Below are 25,725 nucleotides of genomic sequence, written 5' to 3' on the forward strand. Positions count from 1 at the left end.
TTTAACCCTACTATAAAACATCTATGCGTCTGTATGATAATTTAACTTATGGTCAAATATTATATAATCTGAATAGTTAGAATGGTTGCCTATATGACTTTCTATGGTATATAAAAGTTCATTAGTTTTGCTAAATACTTGACTTTCTATTATTCTACATACATAAGAAGCCTTATTAATGCCGTTTTTGCTAATGGTAACAAGTATTTCTGGCGTGTACCTTGTACGTTCAATTCTAACTTCACCAAGTTTTTCTTTTTCTTTTAGGGAGTCTAAAAATTTCATAGTAATAATTTATTATTTAATACGGTAAAGATAATAAAAATTTATATACGCTTTTTTTAGATTAAACTACCTTAAAAATTAGAATTACTCCTATAATGATAAGCTATAATCTATTTTTCTCGACTTGTATAGGCGGTGTAGAAGTAAGGAAAATGCTATTGTGAATATAATTAGATTTAAGTTGCCCATATTAATTTTTGAAGTAAGAAATTAGAATTGCTATTATGCTTAATCCTAAAGAAATCCATGCTACCCATTTAGTAGTTATATTGGTAGAAATAGTAGATTTTTTTAACTGCTCTTCAAGTTCTTCATTATTACTTACCCATTTTTGATAATTTGACCAGCCGCCAAGTTCTTTAACCTTTCTCCCTACTTCACTTAACCTATAAGAGGAGCCTAGTTTTTCAATAAGTCCTAAATCAATGATATTTCTAACTATTGCCTCATGTTCTTGCTTGGTTAAATTGTGCTTAGTACATAGTTCAGGTAATCTTGACCAAACAAAATTAACTGTTCCCTTGTCTTCAAAGAGGTCAAGATATATTAATCTATGTTTATCTGTTATTTTAAATTTAGCCATAGCTATTTAATTTTGGTTGTATCAATTTTTTTTATTTCTATCGGTTCGGCTACCTTAACATCTAAAGTTTTATTAATATTTACATCGTATGGCGGTTGTGGATAGTCTGGCATAGGCCTAGATAGCTGATAAATAGATAATCCTATAGATGTAATCGCTGTAATTATGGATATTACCAATGCCCATCCTGCAAAGTTTGTTGATTTTTTGGCTAGTTTAATTGATTCATCGGCTTTTTCTAGTGCTTTTTGTGATGATTCACGGGATTCAACTAGTTCTAGATAATCTATATACTGTTTATTTGTTGAGCCGTTAAGGAAAAATGTTTGCTTGAAAAATTTATTAACCGCTATAGTAGTTTGATAATCCTTATTTTGATTTTTATATTCTTCTCTCACGCCAGTAGGACGTTTTTGAACCTTCAGAAATTCTTCTTCTAACATTAAATTCTCGTGCATATAAAAATAAAATCGATTGATATAAGTTTTAAAATCTCTATTATTGCTGCCATAATTAGTAACAAAATCACGGCATGAAAAATTATCAACAAACCACATAGCAAAATTATATTTGCTATCAGGAGAAACCAATACCTTATATTTTGATTCCGAATCTTTTGTTTTAAGTTCCTGTTCTAACTTTGTTATCATGTTAGGGTAGGTAATACCGTTATCAAGATTATCGGAGCCAATCTCCATGGCTTTTATGTAGATATTCATTTATGTTGGTTTAGAATTCACTAAATTTAGTAAAATTTTTAAACGCCCTAACAATGAAACTTTTACTATTATTATTCTTGATTTCGTTTAATACCTTTTCTCAGAAACTCCCTATAAGTGAAATAAATAAGTATGTTGAGGAAGAACAAGAAATAGCATACAGCAACGACAATCATTTTATCTTGTACGGCTACAACAAGGATGGAGTTAAATTATTGCTTACCAAAATAGCTTTTGATGATATTAAGGATATGCAGATAGTGATAGAGAATGGAACAGTATCTGTTGACCTATTTTGTAAAAATGGTGATGATTGCTGTGGGATGTACATAGGCGACACTGTTTATTTGGATAGTTTCTATATCCCAGCAATTGATTATGAAGCTGCTGAAAAAATACTTGAATTACTTTCACCATTTATTAAGATAAAAGAAGAGAACGAATCAAATGAGTTTGATATTGAAAATATAAAAATAGGGATGAAAAAAGAGGAAGTAATATCCTACTTCAAAAACGCTGGTTATAATGTTGAGTTATTTAGTAGGTCGGCACAATGGGAATCCTATACTATTGAAACCGATGAGAAAATTTATTTTTTAAATTTCAAGAATGGGAAACTTGATACGATTCACTAAACATTTATGTAAAAACACCCCTTGGAACACCCTGTATTTATAGGGGTTAACAAAAAAGGCAGAACATTATGGATATAGATGAGTAAGGTAAAAGAAAAGAAAACTAAAAAGTAATGTAAATAAAGATTTTAGAAAATAGATATTTTTGACTTTTTTTTACCACTTCCTAGTATTTTAGTGGTTTTTACCAAGCTTTTCTATTGTTATAGATTTCCTAACTCCACTAAGTTACCGCCTTCATCCTTTCTTACCAGTTCTATTTTTAAAACGGTTCCATCATTATGGATAGATTTAACCTTTCCACATTCACCGATATTGTCAGTTTTTACCAGTACTAAATCATCTTTTTCTAGTTTCACAAGTGTAGTTATTAAATTTTACAATCCCGTAAGCCTTGCTACAAAAGGGTTAACAGCTGTTATATCCTAAAAAAATAACTAGTTTGGAAATAGTGTAAGGATTCACTATATTTGCGACAAATAAAAAAGAATAAAATGCCTTGCAAATTTACTAACTATTTTAATTCTGACAAAAATAAATCGACGAAATACACAAAACTTTAACATTTAATGATTAAAAGAAAATCCAAACACTTTACTAATGTAGTCCTCCCGACATCCTTAGTTCGGGAAATAAAAGAAATAACAACTTCCAGGGTGCAACTTCATAGGTGCTTTCAGATTATCGATTTGATACTAAAGAGTGAAAAGGATGCTATCCCAGCTTCATACTGGATATCAGCTTTAGGTAGTAAATATTACAAATATGCTAATCTGTTGGTAGATTATAATATAATATATAATAGTGGGGTATATTTCGAAGGTAAGGCGTTGGAGTGGTTCATTAATCCGATATACTGGCAGGATAAAGATGTTGATGTAGTGAAGTACAGCTATTTCAGAAGATACAAGAACAGAGGGCAGGAAATAGCCGCACTGAGCCAGAGAGAAGCCTTTATCAACGATTTCAAGAAGCTTTCTATACCATTCCCAAAGCTATATGCCAAGCGTGATGAAATAATAGACGATATGTCCATTTCAGATTATCCTGCCTTTGAGGATGTAAAATGGGGCGGGTGCAGGCGTGTACAGGAAATAGATTTAGATGGTTTTGTAGAAGATAGGTTTATTACGTGGAAAGATGCTGCCGTAACAGCAGATGCAACAAATAGGGTGCTGGTCGAAAAAAATAAACGGTTCTACATTATAGATGCAGAAATGTTAATGGTAATGGCTAAAGAAGATGCATATAAATCTTACACCGCCAGCATCGAGAACCTAAAGAGTGAAGATACTTTGTATGCTAACCGAAACGAAACAAACAACCGCCTCGACACAAATTTCACAAATATGAAAAGTGAGTTATATGGAATCATTAAAGAAGAAAATAACTTAGCTGAACTAGATTTGGCAAACAGCCAGCCAGCCATTTTAAGCCACATTCTTAAAGAAAATGATATAATAGATGGAAACTTTGCAAAAGCCGCTGAGAAAGGTAAGTTATATGATGAAATGGCAAAAGAATCAAACATAACAAGGGAAGAAGCTAAAGTAATGATGTTCCAGATACTTTTCCGCCGCCACACAAAGAGTAACCGTTATACAAGAATGTTTGAAAAAAAGTATCCAGAAGTAGCAAAATTTATTTTTGACTACAAAAGAACCTTTGGGGATAACCAGTTTTGTATAATGTTGCAGGAATGGGAAAGCGAACTCTTTATTGATAACATATTAAAAGAAGTCCATGGGAGAGGGATATTAGCTTTCACCAAACATGATAGCATTACAGTGCCACAGGATAAAATAGATGAAGTCGAAGCCTATGTTAATGGTTTATTCAAAAAAATAGGCTTCAAAGTAGAAATAAAACGAGAACTAAAAGCAGCATAAAATGAAAGAAACATTTAACCAACTCGAGAAATTAATCGAAAAACAAAAAATAATGCTTGAGAAGCTAGAAGCAGAAATTTTACCAACCAACCAAAACACCAAAGAAGATGAAGCGTAATAGTGATTTTAGATACGACCTGAAAATCGGACAAGAAGCCGAGGATAAAGTAGCGGCCTTCCTAAAGATGGACAAATCAGAAATAGAAGTGAAGTATGAGAAACGCACCTGTATAACATCAAATATTTTTCTGGAATTTGAAGGCAGGGGCAAACCCTCTGGGGTAGCGACATCCGAAGCAAAGTACTATGTTTTTGAATTTGGTAATGAGTGGGAGGGTATGAAGCTTGTGATGCCTACAAAAAAACTTAAGGAAATGGCCAGGAATTTCTATAAACGGGACGGATACAGAGTAGGTGGCGACAGTAATACATCTAAGGGAGTACTTATACCTGTACATGAACTCCTAAACCCCGATAGTGAACTCACTATGCCAGAGAAGTTCTGGGAAAAAAACACGGCACAACTAGCCGAAGAGTGGGGAGAGGGGTGTTTTTCAGCTCCTTCAGAGACAAAAAAGAATGAACCCGAAGAACCCAAAATGACACTTGAGTATTTCTTACAAGGCATAGATGATGAAAATAACTGATATGCTCTTACTTCACCTTCATCTAAAAGGACTGACACCCCAACAGATTTTTGAAGGCTATGGGGATGATTTGGGACTAGATAGTGTTGATGATGTCCTTAAACGGGGTTTTATTCTTTATGGACAAATAGTTGATTCTAAATTACGAAGAGAATTCATAAAGTACCTTTTAAGTTTAACCTTATCATAATCTAAGCAATTTGAAAGTATTAACTGTTCGTATGAAAGAAATTTTAATCGAACTTTCATTCTTATTGACTCTATGTTATTTAATGAGGTAATAGGATTATTACTACTTAGTTTACAGCATCTTTTAAAGACTTTTAATAAAGTGGTACTCCTTTCATCAAGCCAAGATTCATACCAAGTTGCAACTTTATTTTTTTCAATTCTCATAATAGTGATTTTAGATACCACCAAATTATAAAAATTCTTCCAAAACAAACCCATTCCTGTTAATTCTACAGGTAATAACAAGTTCCTACTTATGAAAATGAACCCAAACTTACAAGATATATCCAAAGAGCATGACCGCTTTGTACTTATGGCAAAGAAGCTTTTAGGTGCCGCCGCAAATGATGATAAGGCAAATGAAATGGTACAGGAAATGTACATAAAGCTACATGAGAGACTAAGCGACCAGAGCCAACCACAACTGCAATTTGTATCAACTGGATACATCTTCAGGATGCTACGGAACCATCTATATAACAGCACCGCAAAGAAGCAATACGAGTACTTACAGGATGATGATTACTGGTCTAGTACACAGACCTACGAAGATAACGAACTACTAGAATGGCGGCAAGATATATCAGCTAAATTAGACGAAATTCCATACTTAGAAAGGGAAGTGCTACTAAGACACCAAGAACAATCACAGAGAAGCTTACAAAGGGAAACAGGAGTATGTAGAGACCGCTTAAGAATGTACAAAAATCGTGCACTAGATAAACTAAAAGAAATGTATAATGATGATGTTTAAAGAGATTTTATTTTTTTTATAAGTTTGACTCCGCATTCTGCTCGATGTTTTTTTAGAAGTTCTTCATCTTCTTCTAGGCAAAGTAAAAGTACTTCGCTAGTGTTTACGACATAGCGTTTTATAGCCTTTTTTATGAATTCATTAGGGCTTAAATGAAGGGGTAGTAATTCATTTACAACTTCACAAACCTGGCTATCCAAAAATTTTTTATAGTAAGAGCAGTCCTTATAACCATCCAAATGCATAATCTAAAATTATAAAAATTCTTCCATTAACCTATATATCGGTTAATTAAGTATGAAAAATAGAGAAGAACTACAGCAATACAAAGTAAAAGAAATAAAAAAAATGTACCCCGACCATAAGTACAAGGTAGGGATGACAAAAGAAGCTTACATTGATAAGATACTCGCCCCAAAAGGATTAGGTGATACCATAGAGAAGATAACAACCGCCACAGGAATCAAAAAAGCAGTTGAATTTGTAAGCGAGAAGACAGGTATTGATTGCGGGTGCGAAGAAAGAAAACAGAAATTAAATCAGTTATTCCCATATAACAAGCCTAACTGCATGAGCGAAGAACAGTTAAATGAATGGAATAGTACCATAACGGAAATCAAAAAGACAAATACAATAACAGCAAAGCAACAGGACACTATCATACTATTACTTAAAGAAGTACTTAACATGAGCATATCAAAAGACAATTGCAGGACTTGCAACGGAGAGATATGGAAAAAGTATATAGATATGATTGATAAAGTCGCCGCAGAACATAAAAAATAAATACTATGAAATTATTTAAGAAGAAAAAAGAAACAATTATAGAACCGCCGCAGGAAAAGAACAGCAAGAAACAACAACCTATAGAAGAGACACAAGAGTACAAACAAAATAACGGACTAGCATAATGGCATATACACAAGAACAAAGAGATAAGATACTAGATGATATTTGCCAATTCATTAGAAAGGGAGATACATTACGTACAGCATTATCTAAGGCTGATAAAGGGGATGAAGGTAATAGTGGATATAGTGAGAAGGGTATCAGTTGGACAACATTTTATGAATGGATAGACGAAAACCCAAAAAAAGCGGAACAATATTCCCGTGCGATAGAGATTAGGGCCGAAAAAATGGCAGAAGAACTACTTGATATCGCAGATGCTACAGCCGACGATATAATTACAGATAAGGACGGTAAAGAGATAATAAACCACCATGTAGTAAATAGAGATAAGCTAAGAGTAGATACAAGGAAATGGTTAATGTCCAAAATGTTCGCCAAAAAATACAGCGACAAATCAACCCATATACTAGAAGGTGGGGATAAACCACTTGATATCAACATAGACTTCGGGGATGATTAAGAAAACAGTTATTGATTGAGTTCATTTTATAGGGTGTCAGAAATGGCATCCTTTTTTTATGTTCAAAAAGATATGAAAATGAACATTTTGTTTATTTATAGGTTGTTAGGGTAGTTTATTAAAAAATAATGTTTATATTTGTCGTAATACTAATGTAAATGAACATTTTATTATGACAGGAAGCACTTATTTAGAATTCGATACGGCACTTAATAAAGGAATGAAATTAATAAAGGAAGAAAAACATAAAAACTTTGGTTTATTAATTATTACAGCCATTAATTTAGGCTTAAGAATTAGCGACTTATTAACTCTCACATTCGAACAGCTTAGAAAGGAATCATTTGAAATTGTCGAGGGTAAGACAGGGAAAAGAAGAAAGCTAACGGTGAACAGTAATATTAAGAACGCCCTGAAACACTTCACAGATGAACCAGATAACTTTTATTGTTTTCGTTCGCAAAAGAACTCTGTATACAGCACACAACAGATTAACAGATTGATGAAGGAACATTTTAACGGCGGCAGAAAATATACAAGCCATTCACTAAGAAAAGCATTCGGTAGAAGGGTATGGGAAAATGATAATGGAAGCGAAAGAAGTTTGGTATATCTCAATGAGTTATTTAACCACGTAACTATTAAGCAGACAAAAGTTTACCTAGGGATAAGGCAGGAAGAACTGGATAATATCTATTTGAATTTGTAGTTGATAACTAATTGATAAATAATGTAGTATGAATTATATGTACATGTATTTTTCTCTTAATTTTATGATTTAAAGTTAAATAAAGTACAAAGGGATGAATAACAATATACCAATCGTTCTAAAAAAGAATATTGTAAGCACTTTTATTAATATAAGAAATGTAGTTGAAAAAAATTCTGAATTTATAAGAATTGTAAGAGATGATTCTTTTATAATTCATATTGAAGATATAAAAAATGAATTGGGTTTTAAATGGATTATATCTACCCCTGAATTTGCAAGGAATAGAGTTAGTTACAATATAGAGTTCATTCCAAAGTCTAGGATAGACAATGGAATAAAAAAGCAAACCTATGATAGTTCAATGGTAATAAAGAATTTGGAAGGTTGGATTAATCTTATTAAAGACCATTCAAATTTTAATCCACATCCAAATAGTAATATGTTCAACCATTACCGAAATAATATTTTTGAAAAGTTTATATCACTTGACCCTGATGCAAAGACTTTACCCTTTGATGATGAAGCCCAACTTGCAATTAAATCTTTCACAAGTAAATTATTATTAGAATTAAAGAATGAAGATATTGAAGATGGTGAATACGTAGATTCAGTTAAAGATTTAGATGAAAATATTGGTAATTATACAAAACAGCAAGTTTTAGATAAATTTGCAGATATATATGCTAAAACTAGAATTGCAGGAGGAAAAATTTTTACCGCATTTGTTAATGTTTTAAAAAAGAATGTTCCCCCATTCCTAATAGAAAAAGGGTTGGAGTATGTATATCAATTAGGTGCAGCAGCTATTACTCATATGATAAACTAACAATTTTCCCAGCTCCATCAACATGCAGTATGAGAAAAATAAACATCAAAACCGCCTCAATTAGCGTCCATTTTAATTTTCAAGTGTTGCCATAACAACCGCCCTAAATGTTTTTCTTTTATTTTTGGGTATCTCCTCTTCAATAGTATCAATATTTTCTTCCACAATATTTAATAAATTTTTATGGTATTTAGCTTGTTGTTCTTCTGACAAGACGGATTTTAAAGCTTTTATTTTACATAAAAGTGAGAAGAAATTTACGTTAGATGAAAATTCTGAGTAATCCATGGTAAAAATATTTCTTTCAAGATAACAATTTCCCCCAACAGCCACAACATACTGTTAATTCCATAGGTGCAATAAATAACACTTATGAGCAAATTAACTATCAAAGCCCCAAAGCTTACCGATTACCAAAAAGCATTTCTTTACCCAGAATCAAAAGCAAGATTTAGGATTGTATTGGCCAGTACTAAGTGCGGTAAAACATTCAGTTGTATATGGTACTTATTTGAACAAGCCCATAAATCAGATGTTAAGGAAGGTGATAATTTCTGGTGGGTTTCTCCAACTTACTCACAAAGTAAGATAGCCTTTAAGCGCATGAAGCGTAAGGTGATAAAATCAAAGGTATATAGCATAAATGAAAGTAACCTTACCATTACTTGTCCTAACGGTGCTGTTATTTCTTTTAAATCCGCTGACAATGAAGATAACTTGTACGGTGACGATGTAAAGACAGCTATTTTTGATGAAGCTAGTAGAGCAAAAGAAGAAGCTTGGTTTGCTTTACGTTCAACTCTTACAGCTACTAAGGGGGATTGCATCCTTATTGCCAACTACAAAGGACAAGGTAACTGGCTTACCTTACTAGCAGAAAAAGCCGAAACAGATAGTACTTACGAAAAGTTCGTTATTAATGCATACGATGCAGTTGAAGCTGGCATACTATCCCTTGAAGAAGTAGAACAAGCAAAGAAGGATTTACCAGAAAAGATATTTAAGGAATTATACTTAGCCGAAGGTGGTGGAGAAGCAGGGCAATTAATTGATGAAGAAAGTATAAGCAAGTTATTTACTAATCAAATTGGAGGCGGTATAAAATACATTACTATAGACGTAGCACGCCTTGGAAAAGACAAATCTGTAATTTATGTATGGGATGGACTTAAAGTAATCGAGATTAAAGAACTGGCTAAAAATACATTAATTGAACTCTCAAAAGAGATTAGAGAATTACAGGCGAAATATAACGTAAACTTGTCTAACATCATTGCAGACGAAAATGGAGTGGGAGGGTTTCTTTGTGACCATATCGGATGTAAAGGATTTGTTAATAATGCCAGTCCCCTAAAGGTAAAAGGAGAGAAACAAAACTTTGCCAGCTTGAAAGACCAATGTTATTACAAATTAGCTGAAATAATAAACAGTAACCTTATTTCAATAACTTCAATTAATTACAAAACAAAAGAACTTCTTATACAGGAACTGCAACAGATAAAACTACCTGCTGAGGTTGACACCAACAGAATAAAACTACTTAACAAGGATGCCATTAAAAAAATAATAGGACGTTCACCAGACTATAGCGATGCAATGATGATGCGCATGTATTTTGAACTACGCCCTAATTATGGGGTTTATCATATAGGTTAAAATTTCTCCCACACACAACTTCAAACGGTTAATTCTATATCAAGGAATAATCAAACATGAAGCAAACTTTAACAATCCCCACATCTTTAAAAGATATCACACTTAAAAGTTATCAACGTTTTTTAGATGTGGCAGAAGATAGTGATGAACAGTTTATACGTGAAAAAATGATACAGATATTTTGCGGTGTAGAACTACTTCATATACAGCATATACCATCAAAAGATTTCATTGAAATAACTGATGGCATAACAACGGTACTATCCGAAACCCCAGAACTTAAACAGACTTTCAAATTAGATGGTATAACCTACGGCTTCATCCCGAACTTAGACAAGATGTCACTTGGTGAGTTTATCGACTTAGATACGCATATAGGCAATTGGCAAAAGATGCATATAGCTATGAGCGTTCTTTACCGCCCCATCACAGAAAAGAAAGGGGAGAAGTACAGAATAGAAGCTTACGAAGGAGAGCCAAACGAAGCTTTTAAAAAGATGCCCCTTGATATTGTCATTGGTTCAATGCTTTTTTTTTGGACTATAGGCAACGACTTACTGAATTATATCAAGAACTATTTACCCAGAGTAGCACGGGAACAACAAAAGAAAGTACAAGAAACTTTAATAGCAAATGGGGTTGGTACATCTCAATTGACGCACTCAGTGGAGGGGATTACCTCAGAATTGAGACAGTCGTTAAACAGAACGTTCATACCTCCCTCAATCATTTATGCTACCTCAAAGATAAAGCCGAAACAGAACTAAAACAATACAGTAGAAATGCGTAATTATTTTCAAGTACTTAAACTTATAAAGGAAACCTTAGAAGCCGATAATTTAGTTAATACGGTTACTCAGGGTGATATTGCCGATGTTGATTTAGACAAAAAGAACATCTACCCTTTAACGCACATACAGACAGGAGCAGCCACTTTAGGACTACAGACAATCAGTTTTTCCATTACTGTTTTTGCTATGGATATACGTGATAAGAGAAACCAGACAGTAGAAGAAAAGTTTGTTGGCAATGATAATGAGATTGATAACATGAATACAATGTTAGCCATTTTAAACAGGCTGTATAAAGCAATTGTAAAGCTTGATAATGATGTAGCTATAAGTGAAAACCCAACATGTGAACCATTTTATGAAAGTAGGATGAATTTACTGGATGGGTGGGCAATGACTTTTGACATTGAGATACCAAATACCGAGATAGCTGTATGTTAATTCCAAATAACACAAAAAAAGCATTATCCCAATTTGCCCAAACAGTAGTGAGGGAATCAAAAAGCAATGTCTCCAAGGTAAGTAAGAAGCTTTATAACAGCATTGACTATGATTTAAGGGTACATAAACAGTCCTTCTCATTATCCTTTGAAATGGAAGAGTACGGACAGTACCAAGATAAAGGGGTTAGTGGTACTAAGAAGAAATATGATACAGAATACAAGTATACTACCAAACGCCCACCATTAGCTGTATTTGATAAATGGATAGTTAAGAAAAAAGGGATTGCCCCCAGAGATAATAAAGGAAAATTTCAAAGCAGGAAATCATTACAGTATCTATTGTCGAAATCGATTTTTGAACAAGGCATAAAACCAAGTTTATTTTTTACCAAGCCATTTGAGAAGGCTTTTAAGGATTTGGATGAAGAAGTAATTGAAGCCTTTGCACTTGATACCGATAAATTTTTAAAACAGACATTGAAAAAGTAATGATTTTAACACGCTCCCCATACACGATACACCCATCTAAAATAGTTGGTACAACATCGGCCGTAAACATGACTTTACATTGTTGGACTTCTGGAAGTATGCCAGGTTCCCCAACATATACCATTTTTAAAAATGTACCCCCATCTACGATTGAATTTGAAATATCAAATCTTATAAAGGACTTTTATGTATATACGCCTATATATTACAGTTCCACAGGGGTACGGAAATCTATAGAAGGTAATATTGTTGCCGTAAATATCTATCAAACATATTTAACGCCAGTTGATACCGAGAACTTTACAGGCTTATTTGCAACAGATGGGTACGGCTACTTTATGGAGGGAGAAAATCCAGATATACCATCAAATAAGATACTGCTATCCAATGATTACTATGTTGTTAATGCATCAGGCTACTTCAATATACCAGTATTAAAGAGTGCAGGAACAATCAATATAAACGGTACAAATTATAACTATCAAACAGGAACAGAAATAAGGAGCAACCTACAAAATATATGGTTGGATTTATCAAATTTTGAAGATGATTTTACAGTAACCATCGGAGGCAATGAAATCTATTTTGAAATAAAAAGTGAATGTAAGTACACCCCAAAGGACATAATGTTTTTGAACAAATACGGAGCATGGGAGATAATGACATTTTTTAAAAAGCCCACAGAAAGCTTAAAAACGGAATCCAAAGAGTTTAAACCTTACACCAGAACATATCAGAGATATAACACCACGGGAAGGGAAAATTTAGAACTCAATTCGGGCTTCCTTCCTGAATGGTACAATGAAACAGTAAAGCAATTATTACTGTCTGAGCACGTGTATTTGTTGGAAGGTGGCACACATATACCTTTAACTGTAGATACAAGTTCTTACGAGTTTAAAACACGTAAAACAGACAAGTTAATAAGCCATAATATAAAATTCAAATATGCTTTTGATGTAATATGAAGCAAACCACTATATATATAGAAAATGAAAGACTGGACTTGTTCAAGGATGAGAACATTGTAATTAATTCGAGCGTACAGAACATCAATGATATATCTAAGGTTTTTACCGATTATTCACAAAGCTTTACAGTTCCTGCATCCCAAAACAACAACAGGATTTTTAGGCATTATTACAACGCTTCTATTGTAAACGGTTTTGATGCAAGGGTAAAGAGAACAGCTAAAATTGAAATATCCAGCATCCCATTTAAGGAGGGAAAGATAAGACTGGAAGGTGTAACCGTCAAGAACGGAAAGCCCGAAAGTTATAAAATCACATTTTTCGGCAACTTGGTTAGTTTAACTGATTTGTTCGGGGATGATATATTAAAGGATGTTGACTTTAGCCAGTATAACCATTTATACAATGCTGATACGCTTAGAATAGCTTTTGATAACGATGATTATGGGGGAGTAACAAACACAGGAATATTTTTTAAGGCACTTGTCTATACGGCAATTTCACCTAAAAGGAGATTTTTATACAATGCAAATGCAGGTGATACAACGGACACAGAAACAGTCCTAAATATAGCCTCACAACCTATCAAGATACAGGATGTTACCCTTGCTATGAGGGTAAGGGATATTTTTAATAAGATAGAAACTGTGTACGGTATTGATTTTTCAGATGAACTCATAAATGGTACAGGCATATTCTACAATCTATATATGACACTTGGTAATTCCAAAGATGGGGTAGTATTACGTAGTGCGAATGATGTAAAGCTAACTTCATCCAGTACAACACAATACCATCAACAAGTAGACTATGACGGGGCACATGAAGGACAAAGTTATATATCCCACTTTACAAAGGTCACCCCCTCGGCAGGGTATGAGAATGTGACTTACACGATAACAGCACGTGATATTACAAATAATATAAGTACATCAAAGACAATAACAGGTAATGGAAGTCATGGTACAGGTATTGATTGGGAAGATGTACCAACGATTCCCTATGAAAGAGATATTGAGTTTTATATTAATGCAGATGCCCCCTTTCAATTTACTGCTGAAACTTGGATAACATTAGAAAGATACATTGAGGTAATGCCGCCTAATCTAACAAGGAGCTATACCACAACCAAGCTAAATGATGTTGACCAGACATCAATTACGGTTAGGGCTATTATTTCAGATAATATGCCAGATATGAAAGTAAAGGACTTTGTAACTGGTATTATCAATGCCTTTAACTTGGTGGTTATTCCTACTTCAGATACTTCCTATTACGTTGATACCCTTAATAATTGGTATGCTGATGGGAATGAATATGATATAACCAAGTATGTAAGTATTGAAAATGTAGATATTTCAAATCAGGAGTATTTAAACGAAATTAATTTCGAGTATGAAGAGCCAAAAACGTTTCTTCAACAGCAGTTTAAAACCCAAAACAACAGATACTACGGAAATCTTCAACACATAGTAACTGATGGTAGCGGTGAAAAAGTAGATGGACAAGAATACAGCATTAAACTACCATTCGAGCAGATGATATATGAAAGGCTATATGATGCAGATTCAAGTGATTTAACGAATTTCCAGTATGGCTACAAGGTAGATGAGGAAGAAGAACCAACAGACGCAAAACCGATTTTGTTTTTTAATACTGAAACTAGGTTAGGTGACTATACAATACAAATAGACAATGGAAGCGGAGGAACAACAGAAGTAAATGAATGCAATGTACCATACATCTATGAAAGAAGATATAGTAACTTCAGTAGTAATCAATCTTTAACGTTTGGAATTGAAACAGACACCTATACGGGTTATCTCTTTGAAAAGACGCTATACAATAACTATTACGAAGATTATATAACCGATATATTTTCAGCACAAAGAAGGCTGTACAAATACACCGCCAAACTACCTGAATATCTATTAACTAAGTTACAGCTAAATGATAAAGTAATCATATCAGGTACACGCTATATAATCAATAATATGGAAATAAACCTTACCACCAATATAACACAATTGGAACTGCTAAACGATATATATTAACGATGATAGTACAGATATTAAAATTACTCCAAACAGATAACTATTATGGCATTTCTAAAGAAATAGAGATAGCCAAAGGAAAGAATGAACTGCCCAAATCCTTCCAAGAAATAATCAACCAAGCTAAAAGAAAACTTAAATGGCAATTAAGAAAACCATAGATATTGATGTAAATACAAAGAATGCACAGAAAAATGTAGATGATTTAGGTAACTCTATTGATAAAACATCTAAAAAGGCAAAGGGTTCTTTGGATGGTGTTACTAATGCCGCTGATAATTTTACTGGTGGGCTTATAACCAAAGGTAAAAACCTTATAGGAACATTGGGAGGTGTTGCCAAAGGTTTTAAAGGTATCGGTGTTGCAATTGCAGCTTCTGGTATTGGTTTATTGGTTACGGTTATTGCTTCTGTAGTGGCTGCCTTTAAATCTAGTGAGGAAGGACAAAATAAGTTTGCTAAACTGATGGGTGTAATAGGTTCAGTGGTAGGTAATCTTATGGATGTTCTTAGTGATTTTGGTGAGGTTGTAATTGATTCTATTGAAAACCCACAGAAAGCTTGGGAAGATTTTAAAACTGCTTTAGAAACAGGCTACGAGTTCATTAAAGGGCAAGTAATTGACAGATTTAAAGCTAATTGGACTATCCTAACCAAAGGAGTAGAAGCTGGTATACTTTCAATGCGTATAAAATGGAACGAATTTACGGGAGATGCCGAAGAAGCCGAACAGTTAAAGACAGAACTAAAGGAAGTACAGACCGAAATTGAAAAATCGGTTGATGTAATAAACAAGCGCAACCAAGAAATCGTAAACGGTTTTAACGCTGCCATAGATAAGGTAAAAGAATTTGCCGCAGAAGTAGAGGCAGATGCAAAAAGAGCCGCAGAAATAGCCAATATACGAGCAGCAGCAGATAAACAAGAAAGGGATTTATTAGTTGCCCGTGCCAGAGCCAGTAGAGATGTAGCAGATTTAAGGGCTAAGGCAGTTGAAAAAGAAAAGTATGATGTAGGTGAAAGAATTAAATTCTTAGAACAGGCTGCAACAATAGAAGAAAATATAACCAATAGGGAAATAGCACTTGCCCAAGCTAGATATAACGCTAAAGTAGCAGAAAACTCACTATCCAAATCAACCAAAGAGGACTTAAAAGAAGAAGCACAATTAAAGGCAGAGGTAATACAGCTTGAAACTAAAAGACTGAATTTACAGAGAAGCCTTAACAGTCAAATATCTGCATTCCAGAAAGAAGCCGAGGCACAAAGGGAAGCCGAAAAAAAAGCTAAGGAAGAACAGCTTAAAAAGGAACAGGAAGATGAATTAAAAAGGTTGGAATCAATACAAGCTATCAGGGATGAGTTTAAACAGAAAATAGAAGATGCCGAAGCTGAAAGCGAGATTGAAAAACTTGAACTGGAAGAAGAAAGAAAGATTGCGGAACTAGAAGCATTGGAAGCTTCCGAGCAACAAAAGGCAGAAGTAGTTGCATATTATCAAAAGATGCGAACGGAAGCCGAAAAAGAAGAAGCCAAAAAACGTGAAGAAATTGCATTACAGGAAAAGGAATACAAAAATGATGTGCTTAATGCCGAAGCTGATTTATTGGGGCAATTTTCAAATATTTTAAAACAACTGGGAGAAAAGAATAAAACCTTAGCCATAGCAGGGATTATTGCAGAACAAGTAGCATCCGTTGCCAAAATCATTTCCAATACAGGAGTTGCCAATGCAAAAGCGGCAGCAGCCTTGCCATTAACAGGGGGAATGCCATTTGTAGCCATAAATTCTATTGCAGCAGGTTTAGGTATAGCAAATTCGGTATTAAGTGCCAAAAAGGCTATATCTCAATTAGGTGGTGGGGCTTCACCAGACAGTTCAGGCGAAATATCGGCAAATAATTCTTCTTCTGCTCCAAATGCACCTTCGTTTAATATAGTTGGTGATACAGGTATAAATCAGATTGCACAAAGTTTAAATAACCAAAATAACAACCCTGTAAAGGCGTATGTGGTAGGTAAAGATGTAAGCACACAACAGGAACTGGACAGGAATATACAAGCCACAGCAAGCTTCTAAAGTCCATTTAAAGAGTACTTCTGTTAATTCTGTAGGGCGAAAAATAAATCCCCGCTTATGGAAGTATATAATGTGATATTTAATGAAAAAGAAGATAAAGGTATTTATGCCTTGTCTTTGGTTGAAAATCCTGCTATGGAAGGTATGTTTGTGGCTCTTAAAGAGAACGAAAAACCCGAAACCTTTCACACTCAATTATCTACTATAGATGAAGAACAAAGACTTTTAGTAGGTCTGGCCATGCAACCCGATAAGCTTATTTACCGCAATGTTGAAGGTAGAGAGTTCTATATCACATTTTCCAAAGAAGAAATAAAAAAAGGTGCCCATGCCTTTTTAAAAAACCACTTCAATAACAATTCATCCCTTGAGCACGAAGAAGTAATTGATGGTGTTGCAGTTGTAGAAAGCTGGATTATCGAAGATGCAGAACATGACAAATCAAAAAAATACGGTTTTGAATATCCTGTAGGTAGTTGGATGGTAGCCATGAAAGTAGATAGTGACGAGGTATGGAACAGTTATGTAAAGAGTGGGAAAGTAAAAGGCTTTTCAATTGATGGGCTTTTCAGCTTAGAGAAAATTAATTTAAAATCAGATATGAACGTAATAGACGAACTAAAAAAAGGATTTGCTGAATTAAAAGCAATGCTTTCAAATCAAGAAATAAAACTTGGCTCAATCAAGGCAGGGGATATCACCATTTATTTTGAAGGTGAATTACTTGCTTTGGATGCACCTGTATTTTCAGATGAAGAAATGAAAGAGACTTTACAGGACAACGAATATGAACTTGAAACAGGGATGATTGCAGTTGTAACAGATGGTAAGGTAGCTGAATTAAAAGAGCCACAGCCAGAAGAAGAAGTTGAACTTGCAAATGAAGACCTCCTTAAAGAATTGAACTCTTTAAAGTCGGAATTTGAGGCTTATAAAGCTAGTTTGAGCAAACAACTTGAAGATAAAGAAAAAGAAGTTGCTGATTTGAAAGCTGAACTTTCTGAAACCCCAGCAACCAAGCCTATTAAACACACACCTGTACAGTTAGCATCAAAAGAAGTTACAGGAACAAACCCAAAAGAACGAATTTTTAACCGATTAAGAAATAGCTAATAATGGCAACAACTAACACAGTAAACAGTAATTATGCAGGTGAAGCCGGAAAGATTTTAACCGCTTCATTTAAAGAAGGTGATACTTTAGGTAGAGGACTTGTAACAGTAGCCCCTAAAGTAAAATACAAATTAAACCTAAGAAAGATACAGACAACCGATGGACGTGTAGACTATACATGTGGGTTTACCCCAGCAGGTGCAGTTGTATTATCTGAAAATGTACTTACAGTAAAGCATATCAAAGATGATTTTCAAGTATGTAAAGATACTTTCAGAGCCACATGGAACGGTTTAGATAGTGAAATGATGGATGGTATCAAGGCTGATAAATTAGCTGATACTGCTGAAAACTTGGATTATGAGATATGGAACGGTAACGCAGCTACTACTGGTCAAATAGGTGGTTTTATCCCTCAATTTACAGCAGATGATGATGTAATCAAAGCTAACAACGGTATCGTACCCGCTGCTGCTGCCATTACAAAGGCAAATGTACTTTCACAATTTGAATTAGTATCAAATGCGGTACCAACTTCAATCAAAAAGAAATCCGATTTAGTTTTTGCAGTTTCTTCTAATGTTGCTGAAGCTTATAGCCAGTACTTGGTAGCTAATGGAATCGGAGCAGGTTTTGGCGGTAAAGAGCTTGATATGGTCTATGGACGCTATAAAGTTGAAGAAATCGGTGGTTTACCCGATAATACAATTGTAGTTTATAGAAAAACTAACCTAGTTTTTGGTACCGATGAAGAAAATGATGCAAACGAAGTATCAGTTGTAGATGAAGATGAAATAGGATTACTTTCTGGACAAGTAAGGGGTAAAGTAGCTTATTTTGGTGGAACTGGCTATTACAACTCTGCCGAAATCGTATGGTATTTATCTACTGAAACAGCAGACTAATCAAAATAAATAATTAACTCAAAAGGCAGGTAGGCAAATGCTTGCTTGCCTTTTTTTAATAATATAAAACTATGGCATGTTTAATAACAGCAGGACGCACAGAACCATGTAAAGATTCTTTAGGTGGTATAAGGGCTGCTTACTTTATAAATTACGTGGAAGACCCTTTTACTATTACGGACGGTGAGGCAATCGCTATTAATGTAGATGTAACTGAAGCTTTCAAGTACGAACTTCGGGCGGATGGTAACAACTTTGCTCAAAATAAAGTAAGTGACAGAAACACTGGTACAAACGTTAATACTCAAACCCTGACTTTAGCCCTGAAGCAATTAGATAAAGAAACCAGCTTGCAAGTTGATTTAATGAGCAAGGGAAGACCGATAATAGTAATCGAAGATTATAACGGCAATTTTCAAGCTGCTGGTATTTCGGAAGGAATGGATTTAACGGGTACGGATATAAATTCTGGTGGTGCAAAAACAGATTTCAATGGGTATAATCTGACCTTGACCGCAATGGAAAAAGATTTAGCCCCTTTCCTGGACGAATCCACTATAACAGCACTTAAGGCACTTGTATAAAAAATAGCAGTTCTTTTATTTTTCCCTTGTCGTCCTGACAGGGGTTTTTTGTTTATGCTTCTTCCATCACTAGCCTTATACGGTTAATTAACTAAAGGCAGAACGATGAACGTAATAAAACCTATACATACCCCTCAAAGCTTATTATTTATACCCCGTTATGAGGCTGATACAGTTACTATATGGCTGTTAGATGAGCTCTTAGAAAAATCTTATGAATATACATCGGCTGTAACCTACTTAGATGGATATATGACAGCAGAAATCACCCATGACTTCAAAGAAGGTGATAACTATTCCTATGAAATATCAGATATGGATGGAAATCTAATGTATAGGGGAAAAATCTTCATCACAGACCAAAACGACATTCAAAATTATAAAGTTGACCCAGACCTATTAACCTTATGAACGAGAAAGAATATAATAAAATCAGTTTAATACAGCTTAACAGCTATGTGAAGCCCACCATTAAGGAAGAAATGGGCAAGGATTGGGTTTTAAATGGTAAGAACAATTCATTTTTTGATGATGTAATAGATAGGTACAACGGTAGCCCAACTAATGCAGCTATCATAAATGGGTATAGTGAAATGATTTATGGTAAGGGGTTAACCGCTGTAGATGATTCAATTTTAAAACTTTTCCCTTCAAAGGATATCAGAAAGATTTGTAATGATTTTGAATTGTTCGGGAGTGCTTCCTTTCAAGTTATATACAGTAAAGGTAAAGGGGCACTTAGAAAGGTAACAGGGGTTTATCACATACCAAGGCAAACCATAGCCCCAAATAAAATGAACGATGAAGGGGAAATAACAACTTACTGGTACTGTAAAGATTGGAGCAAAGCAAGTTCAAACAAACCAGAACCTTACCCAGCATTTGGTACAAGTAAAGAAGACAAGGAAATATATGTTATCGAGCCTTATAAGGCAGGGAAGTACTATTATGCTGACCCTGATTACTTGGCATGCATGCAGTATGCACAACTGGAAGAAGAAATAAGCAATTTTTCAATCAATCATATCCGTAACGGTCTATCTGCTGGTTTTATAATCAACCTAAATAATGGAGTGCCAGAAAAGGAAGTAAGGAATGAAATTGAAAGGGATATCAAGAAAAAAGTTACTGGTAGTTCTGCTGCTGGTAATGTTGTAGTATCGTTTAATGATAACGCCGAAACTAAGGCGACAATAGAAGCTTTTCCAAGTAATGAAAATCATAAGCAATGGGATTTTTGGTGTGAAGAAGCTAGAAAGCAGATAATGGTTGGGCATAGGGTAACTTCTCCTATGTTATTCGGGATAAAGGACAATACAGGACTTGGTAACAATGCAGAAGAACTTGAAACAGCATCTAAACTAAGTTATGCAACAGTTATACAACCAAAGCAGGAACTGATACTTGACGCTTTTAATGAAGTGGTTAAATATAATGGTATTGATACCGAACTGGAATTTAAACCCCTGATAAGCTTTACTAAAGAAGACGGGGGAACAACCAAGGCAGGGGAAGAAGTAGAATTACATTCCCATTATGATGATTCATTTGTAGCTGATGCATTAATCGAAGTTGGGGAAGATATAAAAAGCTTGGAAGGTTGGGAACTCATTGATGAAAGTAAAGTAATAAAAGACCCAACGGCATTTGAACTGAAACTAGCAAAAACTTTTTCATCTAGTTGGGCAAGTGCCTCAGAACAGGATAATGAACTTTTCAAAGTAAGGTATGTATATGCCCCAAATGCTGTAAGCGATAATAGTAGAGAGTTTTGCCGTAAGATGGTAAATGCTGATAAAGTCTATAGAAAGGAAGATATAATACTAGCACAAGATAAGGTAGTTAATGAAGGTTTTGGTGCTGGTGGTGCCGATACTTATTCCATTTGGCTATACAAGGGCGGCGTTAATTGTGCCCATTTCTGGCAAAGGCAGATTTATTTGAAGAAAAATAACGGTAAAATATCTGTTACCGAGGCAAGGAAAATGATTTTGGATTTAGAGCCTTCGGAAAGAAATGATGCAAGATTACCTATTAACGAAAAAGAAGTTGCACAAACAGCAGGAAGCAATAATAACTATTGGAAATTACAGTAACGAATGGCTACTACACTACTTATAAAAGCAGAAGATTTAACAAAAGGAACTCCATTAGGGGGAAATATAGACGTGTCAAAATACTTACATGTCATTAAAGAGGTTCAGGTTTTTGTTATCGAACCCATTCTTGGTACAAAGCTGTATAAAAAGATACTTTCAGATTATTTAAGTAATGCCTTAGATAACGATTATAAAGCCCTATATGAAGACTATATAAAGCCAATTATAATTTACAGCGTTGCTGCTGAATATGTAATTATAGCCTCTTATAATGTGGCTAATGGGGGTATATTCAAACACCAACCAGAGAATGGGGAAGCGGTCAATAAATCAGAGGTAGATTATTTGGCTCAAAACCAAAGAAACAAGGCAGATGCCTATATAAAAAGACTTCAAAAATTCCTTTGTACGGTTAATTTACCTGAGTACACCACGGCACAAGAAGAAAATTATGATATAACACCTGATAGAAGCTTTAGATATACGGGAGGTTGGAATTTATGAGCTGTTTAATTTCAAAAGGAAGAAAAGAGCCTTGTAAAAATAACATTGCAGGGGTTAAGAGAATGTATATAGCTAATTATCTGTTTCATAAGAAGTTTCAATATGAAATATCGGATAATACACTTGTTTCATTTCCTGCAACAATGATTTATCAATTCGATTTACTGGCAGACGGTAATAGCTACAGGGAAGCACTAGGGAGCGATAAAAGTTATGGGCAAAGTATAAGTATAACGCTGCCAATGCTAGACAGACCAACCAATGAAATAATGGAAGCCCTTTTAAACAGTGAGTTTAGGGTGATTTTGGAACTCAATAATGGTATCTATAAGATTTTTGGTCTGGAAAATGGACTTTCCGTGGATAGTGTAAAGCTTGTAACAGGCGGTGCAAAGTCAGAATTTAACGGCTATACCTTCAATTTTGAAGGAAGGGAAGAAAAGGAAAGCTTTTATATCGATGATTTAGAAGAAGCAGGGTTTATACCGTATTCACCAACATTATACGAGTTCCAAGATTTTATATTACACGTTTTTCAGGATAACGAACTATACAATTTTAATTAAAAATGAGGTTAACAGATAGAAACGAGCTAACAACTCCCCACAATAATGATTTGCTGCATATAGTGGATGTATCAGATTTAAGCGATTCGCCACAAGGAAGTAGCAAAAAGATAAAAATTGGAAACCTTGACTTTCAATCAATAAATGAAAAAGGTATTGCAAATGGCTATACCCCGTTAAATAGTTCAACCAAAATAGATAGTGCTTATTTACCGTCCTATGTAGATGATGTTTTGGAATATTCATCATTATCTGCCTTCCCAGCAGTAGGGGAGACGGGTAAAATATATATAGCAAAAGATACAAACTTCACCTACAGATGGGGCGGAAGCTCATATGTACAAGTAGGTGGGGGAGGCTCTGGGGATGTTGAAAGTGTATTTGGCAGGATAGGTAATGTTGTGGCAGTAACGGGAGATTATGATGCCTCTCAGATAACCAATGATTCTGGTGTTAGCGGTACCAATGTAGATGATGCATTGGACTGGTTAAATTCAAATAAAATAAATACCACTACAGCAGATTCAAAATATCTACTTAACACAACAGATACTTTAACAGGAGATTTAACTGTTACTAGTTCTATATCTGGTGCCACAATTACTTCGTCTGGTAGAATTTTAGCTGGTTCTGGATTAAATTCAGGATATGGAGTAGTAACAGAAAATGCCAATAGCATATTAGATTTGCCAAGCAATACTTTTTTTAACTACTCGAATAGCACAGGTTCAACTAATTTTCCAACTGAATTTGGGCAAAGCTTTGGGATACGAGGTGGTTCCGATAATAGAAGTTTCTTTTTTTATAAACCTTCTGGAAATAACAACTCTTTATATTTTTCTGATTATACTGGAAGTGCTTGGAGGCATCAACAAATATGGCATTCAGGAAATTTTACCCCATCTAATTATTATACGAAGGCAGAAAGCGATGGCAACTATATATTAAAAAACGCTAGAACAGATGGAGGTTATGCTTGGATTAGAAGAAACGGAGGTACTCCACTCTATATAACTCAACAAGGTTCAGGTAACATATTAGAGGCACAACAAGGTGCAGGAGATGGTGTTAATATATTTACCATAAATCAAAATGGAGACGTCGATTTGACTGGTGGTGGAGATGTGTATTTTAAATCTTCAGGAAGAATAAGAAGATATTCGCATGTAGCAGGATTTTTGGAAGGCAGTTATCAAACAGTAGGTAATAATTCTGCAAAAACTAATCCAATATATACCATAGGTTCATCATATATACCAGACGAAGAAACACTAAATAACATGTACGGTATCGGATATGCACAAGGCAGTAGTGCTTCATTTTTAAATTCCACAGATTTAGGTACTAATCCAGGTAGTTGGGGATTATATGTAGCATCTAATGGTACTGCAAGTATATTTTTAGAAGCAGGAAATGGACATGGTAGGTTTTTTGGGAATGTTTATGCTGCTGGATTTTTTGAAAATTCGGATAAAAGATTAAAAGAGAATATACAGCCATTAACTGAAGGATTGAAAACGCTTGAAAAAATTAATACTTATTCCTACAGTTGGAAGAAAAACAATAAAGAAGATATAGGGGTTATTGCACAAGAAATTGAAGAAATTTTACCTATTGCAGTAAATACAGATGATAGTGAAGAAGGTATGAAATCGGTTAACTACACCAAATTAATCCCTGTACTTATAAACGCAGTTAAAGAGTTAAGCGAAGAAGTAAAACAGTTAAAAAATGGGTAGGGCATATAATCAGATAATTACACATGATGACTTGGTATGGATGGAAAATAATAATTTATTATTCCCTGAGATACCAGCGGTTGGCGGGAAACTATGTGTCATTCGAGGAACTCTAAATATACACTACAAAAACCTAGATACGTCCTTACTCACAAATTACCCTACCAATAGGTTAGTACCGTATCAACGAGTTAAGCAGTATCCTATATTTACGGTTGATTTTATTAACAGCTTAGATTGGGATGGAGATACAGGAACGGCACAAGTTTTTAATGCTGGGGGTTATTCATGGACTATTTCGTGGAAACTTTTTAAATGGTGGATTTATCCCCCTCCATTAGACCCTGATTGGCAGGAAGATACTGGCGGCAGTTGGTTTAGTGCCTCCCCAACATCGGGAAGTAACGCACCTACGATAAACTTCACGATTGATTATAACGATACACCAGAGCAAAGAATGGTAGAACTTACCATAACTTCAAATGGAGGTGCAAACAGCTATACAACCTATTTATACCAAGATGCGAACCCGGGAGTTGATACGCAATCAATGCCCGTTAGTACTGGTTCAAACGCTGAAAATGCTTGTTTGAATTTTGTTAATGAAGCTGGGCGACTTGATTACTATATTAAAGATGGATATACATGGACGGGAGCAGATGTTTTATATGTCAATGAAGAAGGTACTGAGTTTGCCCCAACAGGTTGGTATAGTAATGGTGCATGGGCAAGAAATTGGAATAAAGCTAATAAAACATTTTACGGTTTAACACAATGTGAAGAAGATAATTCTGATGGTGGCGGTGACCCAGTAGACCCTCACCCAGAAACACAAGCAATAGCCGTAAGTACTGGTTCAGATGCTGCAAGTGCCTGTACAAACTATGCTAATGTAGGTAGTAGGCTTGATTATTATATTGAAGACGGTTATACATGGACGGGTGCCACCGTTTTATATACAGATGATGCTGGAACTACATTGGCAGACACTGGATGGTATTCAAATGGCTCATGGGCGAGGTATTGGAATAAAGCTAATGAAACATTCTATGGGCTTACAGCATGTTAAAAAAATATC

Annotated in this window: 30 protein-coding genes; 25 read left to right on the plus strand and 5 right to left on the minus strand. The window is 34.7% G+C overall.

What is annotated here, in order from left to right; translation table 11 throughout:
• Positions 1-21: 21 nt before the first annotated feature.
• The 3 genes from PSF86_RS06455 to PSF86_RS06465 all read right to left on the minus strand — a co-directional run bounded on the left by PSF86_RS06455 (position 22) and on the right by PSF86_RS06465 (position 1,587).
• Positions 22-285, minus strand: a complete 264-nt coding sequence (locus PSF86_RS06455) for a hypothetical protein (RefSeq protein WP_277899236.1) — start codon at positions 283-285, stop codon at positions 22-24.
• A 190-nt stretch (positions 286-475) separates the two neighbouring features.
• On the minus strand, positions 476-868 hold the full coding sequence (locus tag PSF86_RS06460; RefSeq protein ID WP_277899237.1) for a hypothetical protein: 393 nt from the start codon (positions 866-868) through the stop codon (positions 476-478).
• 2 nt (positions 869-870) lie between these two features.
• Positions 871-1,587, minus strand: a complete 717-nt coding sequence (locus PSF86_RS06465; protein ID WP_277899238.1) for a hypothetical protein — start codon at positions 1,585-1,587, stop codon at positions 871-873.
• Positions 1,588-1,640: 53 nt separating this feature from the next.
• On the opposite strand from PSF86_RS06465, the gene PSF86_RS06470 reads away from it, so the two are divergent.
• A complete protein-coding gene (locus PSF86_RS06470; RefSeq protein WP_277899239.1) occupies positions 1,641-2,222 on the plus strand; it encodes a hypothetical protein in 582 nt (193 codons plus the stop codon).
• Between the two features lie 203 nt (positions 2,223-2,425).
• On the opposite strand, the gene PSF86_RS06475 is transcribed toward PSF86_RS06470, so the two are convergent.
• Entirely contained in the window at positions 2,426-2,581 is a 156-nt protein-coding gene (locus PSF86_RS06475) for a hypothetical protein (RefSeq protein WP_277899240.1), read from the minus strand.
• 210 nt (positions 2,582-2,791) lie between these two features.
• On the opposite strand from PSF86_RS06475, the gene PSF86_RS06480 reads away from it, so the two are divergent.
• The 7 genes from PSF86_RS06480 (at position 2,792) to PSF86_RS06510 (ending at position 8,653) form a co-directional block, all read left to right on the plus strand.
• On the plus strand, positions 2,792-4,111 hold the full coding sequence (locus tag PSF86_RS06480; protein ID WP_277899241.1) for a hypothetical protein: 1,320 nt from the start codon (positions 2,792-2,794) through the stop codon (positions 4,109-4,111).
• Positions 4,112-4,218: 107 nt separating this feature from the next.
• On the plus strand, positions 4,219-4,758 hold the full coding sequence (locus PSF86_RS06485) for a hypothetical protein (protein ID WP_277899242.1): 540 nt from the start codon (positions 4,219-4,221) through the stop codon (positions 4,756-4,758).
• A 487-nt stretch (positions 4,759-5,245) separates the two neighbouring features.
• Positions 5,246-5,743: a sigma-70 RNA polymerase sigma factor region 4 domain-containing protein gene (locus tag PSF86_RS06490; RefSeq protein ID WP_277899243.1), complete on the plus strand. Its 498-nt coding sequence runs from the start codon at positions 5,246-5,248 to the stop codon at positions 5,741-5,743.
• A gap of 297 nt (positions 5,744-6,040) precedes the next feature.
• Positions 6,041-6,529, plus strand: coding sequence for a hypothetical protein (locus PSF86_RS06495; RefSeq protein ID WP_277899244.1), 489 nt, complete (start codon positions 6,041-6,043; stop codon positions 6,527-6,529).
• A gap of 124 nt (positions 6,530-6,653) precedes the next feature.
• The gene (locus tag PSF86_RS06500) at positions 6,654-7,115 is read left to right on the plus strand and encodes a terminase small subunit-like protein (protein WP_277899245.1); all 462 of its coding nucleotides are present in this window, start codon (positions 6,654-6,656) and stop codon (positions 7,113-7,115) included.
• Between the two features lie 172 nt (positions 7,116-7,287).
• Positions 7,288-7,824, plus strand: coding sequence for a tyrosine-type recombinase/integrase (locus PSF86_RS06505; RefSeq protein WP_277899246.1), 537 nt, complete (start codon positions 7,288-7,290; stop codon positions 7,822-7,824).
• A 94-nt stretch (positions 7,825-7,918) separates the two neighbouring features.
• Positions 7,919-8,653 (plus strand): hypothetical protein, encoded by a 735-nt coding sequence (locus PSF86_RS06510; protein ID WP_277899247.1) that lies wholly within the window; start codon positions 7,919-7,921, stop codon positions 8,651-8,653.
• 72 nt (positions 8,654-8,725) lie between these two features.
• Here PSF86_RS06510 and PSF86_RS06515 read toward each other — a convergent pair whose 3' ends face one another.
• Entirely contained in the window at positions 8,726-8,941 is a 216-nt protein-coding gene (locus PSF86_RS06515) for a hypothetical protein (protein WP_277899248.1), read from the minus strand.
• A gap of 84 nt (positions 8,942-9,025) precedes the next feature.
• Between PSF86_RS06515 and PSF86_RS06520 the strand changes: the two genes are divergently transcribed.
• The 17 genes from PSF86_RS06520 to PSF86_RS06600 all read left to right on the plus strand — a co-directional run bounded on the left by PSF86_RS06520 (position 9,026) and on the right by PSF86_RS06600 (position 25,716).
• Entirely contained in the window at positions 9,026-10,309 is a 1,284-nt protein-coding gene (locus PSF86_RS06520; RefSeq protein WP_277899249.1) for a terminase large subunit domain-containing protein, read from the plus strand.
• A gap of 56 nt (positions 10,310-10,365) precedes the next feature.
• Positions 10,366-11,076: a hypothetical protein gene (locus PSF86_RS06525; protein ID WP_277899250.1), complete on the plus strand. Its 711-nt coding sequence runs from the start codon at positions 10,366-10,368 to the stop codon at positions 11,074-11,076.
• Between the two features lie 15 nt (positions 11,077-11,091).
• Positions 11,092-11,541 (plus strand): hypothetical protein, encoded by a 450-nt coding sequence (locus PSF86_RS06530; RefSeq protein WP_277899251.1) that lies wholly within the window; start codon positions 11,092-11,094, stop codon positions 11,539-11,541.
• Positions 11,535-12,032, plus strand: coding sequence for a hypothetical protein (locus tag PSF86_RS06535; RefSeq protein WP_277899252.1), 498 nt, complete (start codon positions 11,535-11,537; stop codon positions 12,030-12,032). The genes PSF86_RS06530 and PSF86_RS06535 overlap by 7 nt, the downstream gene beginning before the upstream one ends.
• Positions 12,032-13,000: a hypothetical protein gene (locus PSF86_RS06540; protein WP_277899253.1), complete on the plus strand. Its 969-nt coding sequence runs from the start codon at positions 12,032-12,034 to the stop codon at positions 12,998-13,000. Before PSF86_RS06535 ends, PSF86_RS06540 begins: the two co-directional genes overlap by 1 nt.
• Positions 12,997-15,057, plus strand: a complete 2,061-nt coding sequence (locus PSF86_RS06545; RefSeq protein WP_277899254.1) for a hypothetical protein — start codon at positions 12,997-12,999, stop codon at positions 15,055-15,057. Before PSF86_RS06540 ends, PSF86_RS06545 begins: the two co-directional genes overlap by 4 nt.
• Before the next feature lie 2 nt (positions 15,058-15,059).
• Positions 15,060-15,218 (plus strand): hypothetical protein, encoded by a 159-nt coding sequence (locus tag PSF86_RS06550; RefSeq protein ID WP_277899255.1) that lies wholly within the window; start codon positions 15,060-15,062, stop codon positions 15,216-15,218.
• On the plus strand, positions 15,197-17,137 hold the full coding sequence (locus tag PSF86_RS06555; RefSeq protein ID WP_277899256.1) for a coiled-coil domain-containing protein: 1,941 nt from the start codon (positions 15,197-15,199) through the stop codon (positions 17,135-17,137). Before PSF86_RS06550 ends, PSF86_RS06555 begins: the two co-directional genes overlap by 22 nt.
• Positions 17,138-17,194: 57 nt before the next feature.
• Entirely contained in the window at positions 17,195-18,250 is a 1,056-nt protein-coding gene (locus tag PSF86_RS06560) for an XkdF-like putative serine protease domain-containing protein (protein ID WP_277899257.1), read from the plus strand.
• Positions 18,251-18,252: 2 nt separating this feature from the next.
• Complete coding sequence (locus tag PSF86_RS06565) at positions 18,253-19,155, plus strand: hypothetical protein (RefSeq protein ID WP_277899258.1); 903 nt, start codon at positions 18,253-18,255, stop codon at positions 19,153-19,155.
• 71 nt (positions 19,156-19,226) lie between these two features.
• Positions 19,227-19,739: a hypothetical protein gene (locus PSF86_RS06570; RefSeq protein ID WP_277899259.1), complete on the plus strand. Its 513-nt coding sequence runs from the start codon at positions 19,227-19,229 to the stop codon at positions 19,737-19,739.
• 105 nt (positions 19,740-19,844) lie between these two features.
• Positions 19,845-20,150, plus strand: coding sequence for a hypothetical protein (locus PSF86_RS06575; RefSeq protein ID WP_277899260.1), 306 nt, complete (start codon positions 19,845-19,847; stop codon positions 20,148-20,150).
• Complete coding sequence (locus tag PSF86_RS06580) at positions 20,147-21,835, plus strand: phage portal family protein (RefSeq protein ID WP_277899261.1); 1,689 nt, start codon at positions 20,147-20,149, stop codon at positions 21,833-21,835. Before PSF86_RS06575 ends, PSF86_RS06580 begins: the two co-directional genes overlap by 4 nt.
• Positions 21,836-21,838: 3 nt before the next feature.
• Entirely contained in the window at positions 21,839-22,342 is a 504-nt protein-coding gene (locus PSF86_RS06585; protein WP_277899262.1) for a DUF6712 family protein, read from the plus strand.
• Between the two features lie 143 nt (positions 22,343-22,485).
• Positions 22,486-22,908 (plus strand): hypothetical protein, encoded by a 423-nt coding sequence (locus PSF86_RS06590; RefSeq protein WP_277899263.1) that lies wholly within the window; start codon positions 22,486-22,488, stop codon positions 22,906-22,908.
• Positions 22,909-22,910: 2 nt separating this feature from the next.
• Positions 22,911-24,647, plus strand: coding sequence for a tail fiber domain-containing protein (locus tag PSF86_RS06595; protein WP_277899264.1), 1,737 nt, complete (start codon positions 22,911-22,913; stop codon positions 24,645-24,647).
• On the plus strand, positions 24,640-25,716 hold the full coding sequence (locus PSF86_RS06600; protein ID WP_277899265.1) for a BACON domain-containing protein: 1,077 nt from the start codon (positions 24,640-24,642) through the stop codon (positions 25,714-25,716). Before PSF86_RS06595 ends, PSF86_RS06600 begins: the two co-directional genes overlap by 8 nt.
• Positions 25,717-25,725 lie beyond the last annotated feature (9 nt).

The sequence above is a fragment of the Galbibacter pacificus genome, from assembly GCF_029603165.1.
GTDB classification, from domain to species: domain Bacteria; phylum Bacteroidota; class Bacteroidia; order Flavobacteriales; family Flavobacteriaceae; genus Galbibacter; species Galbibacter pacificus.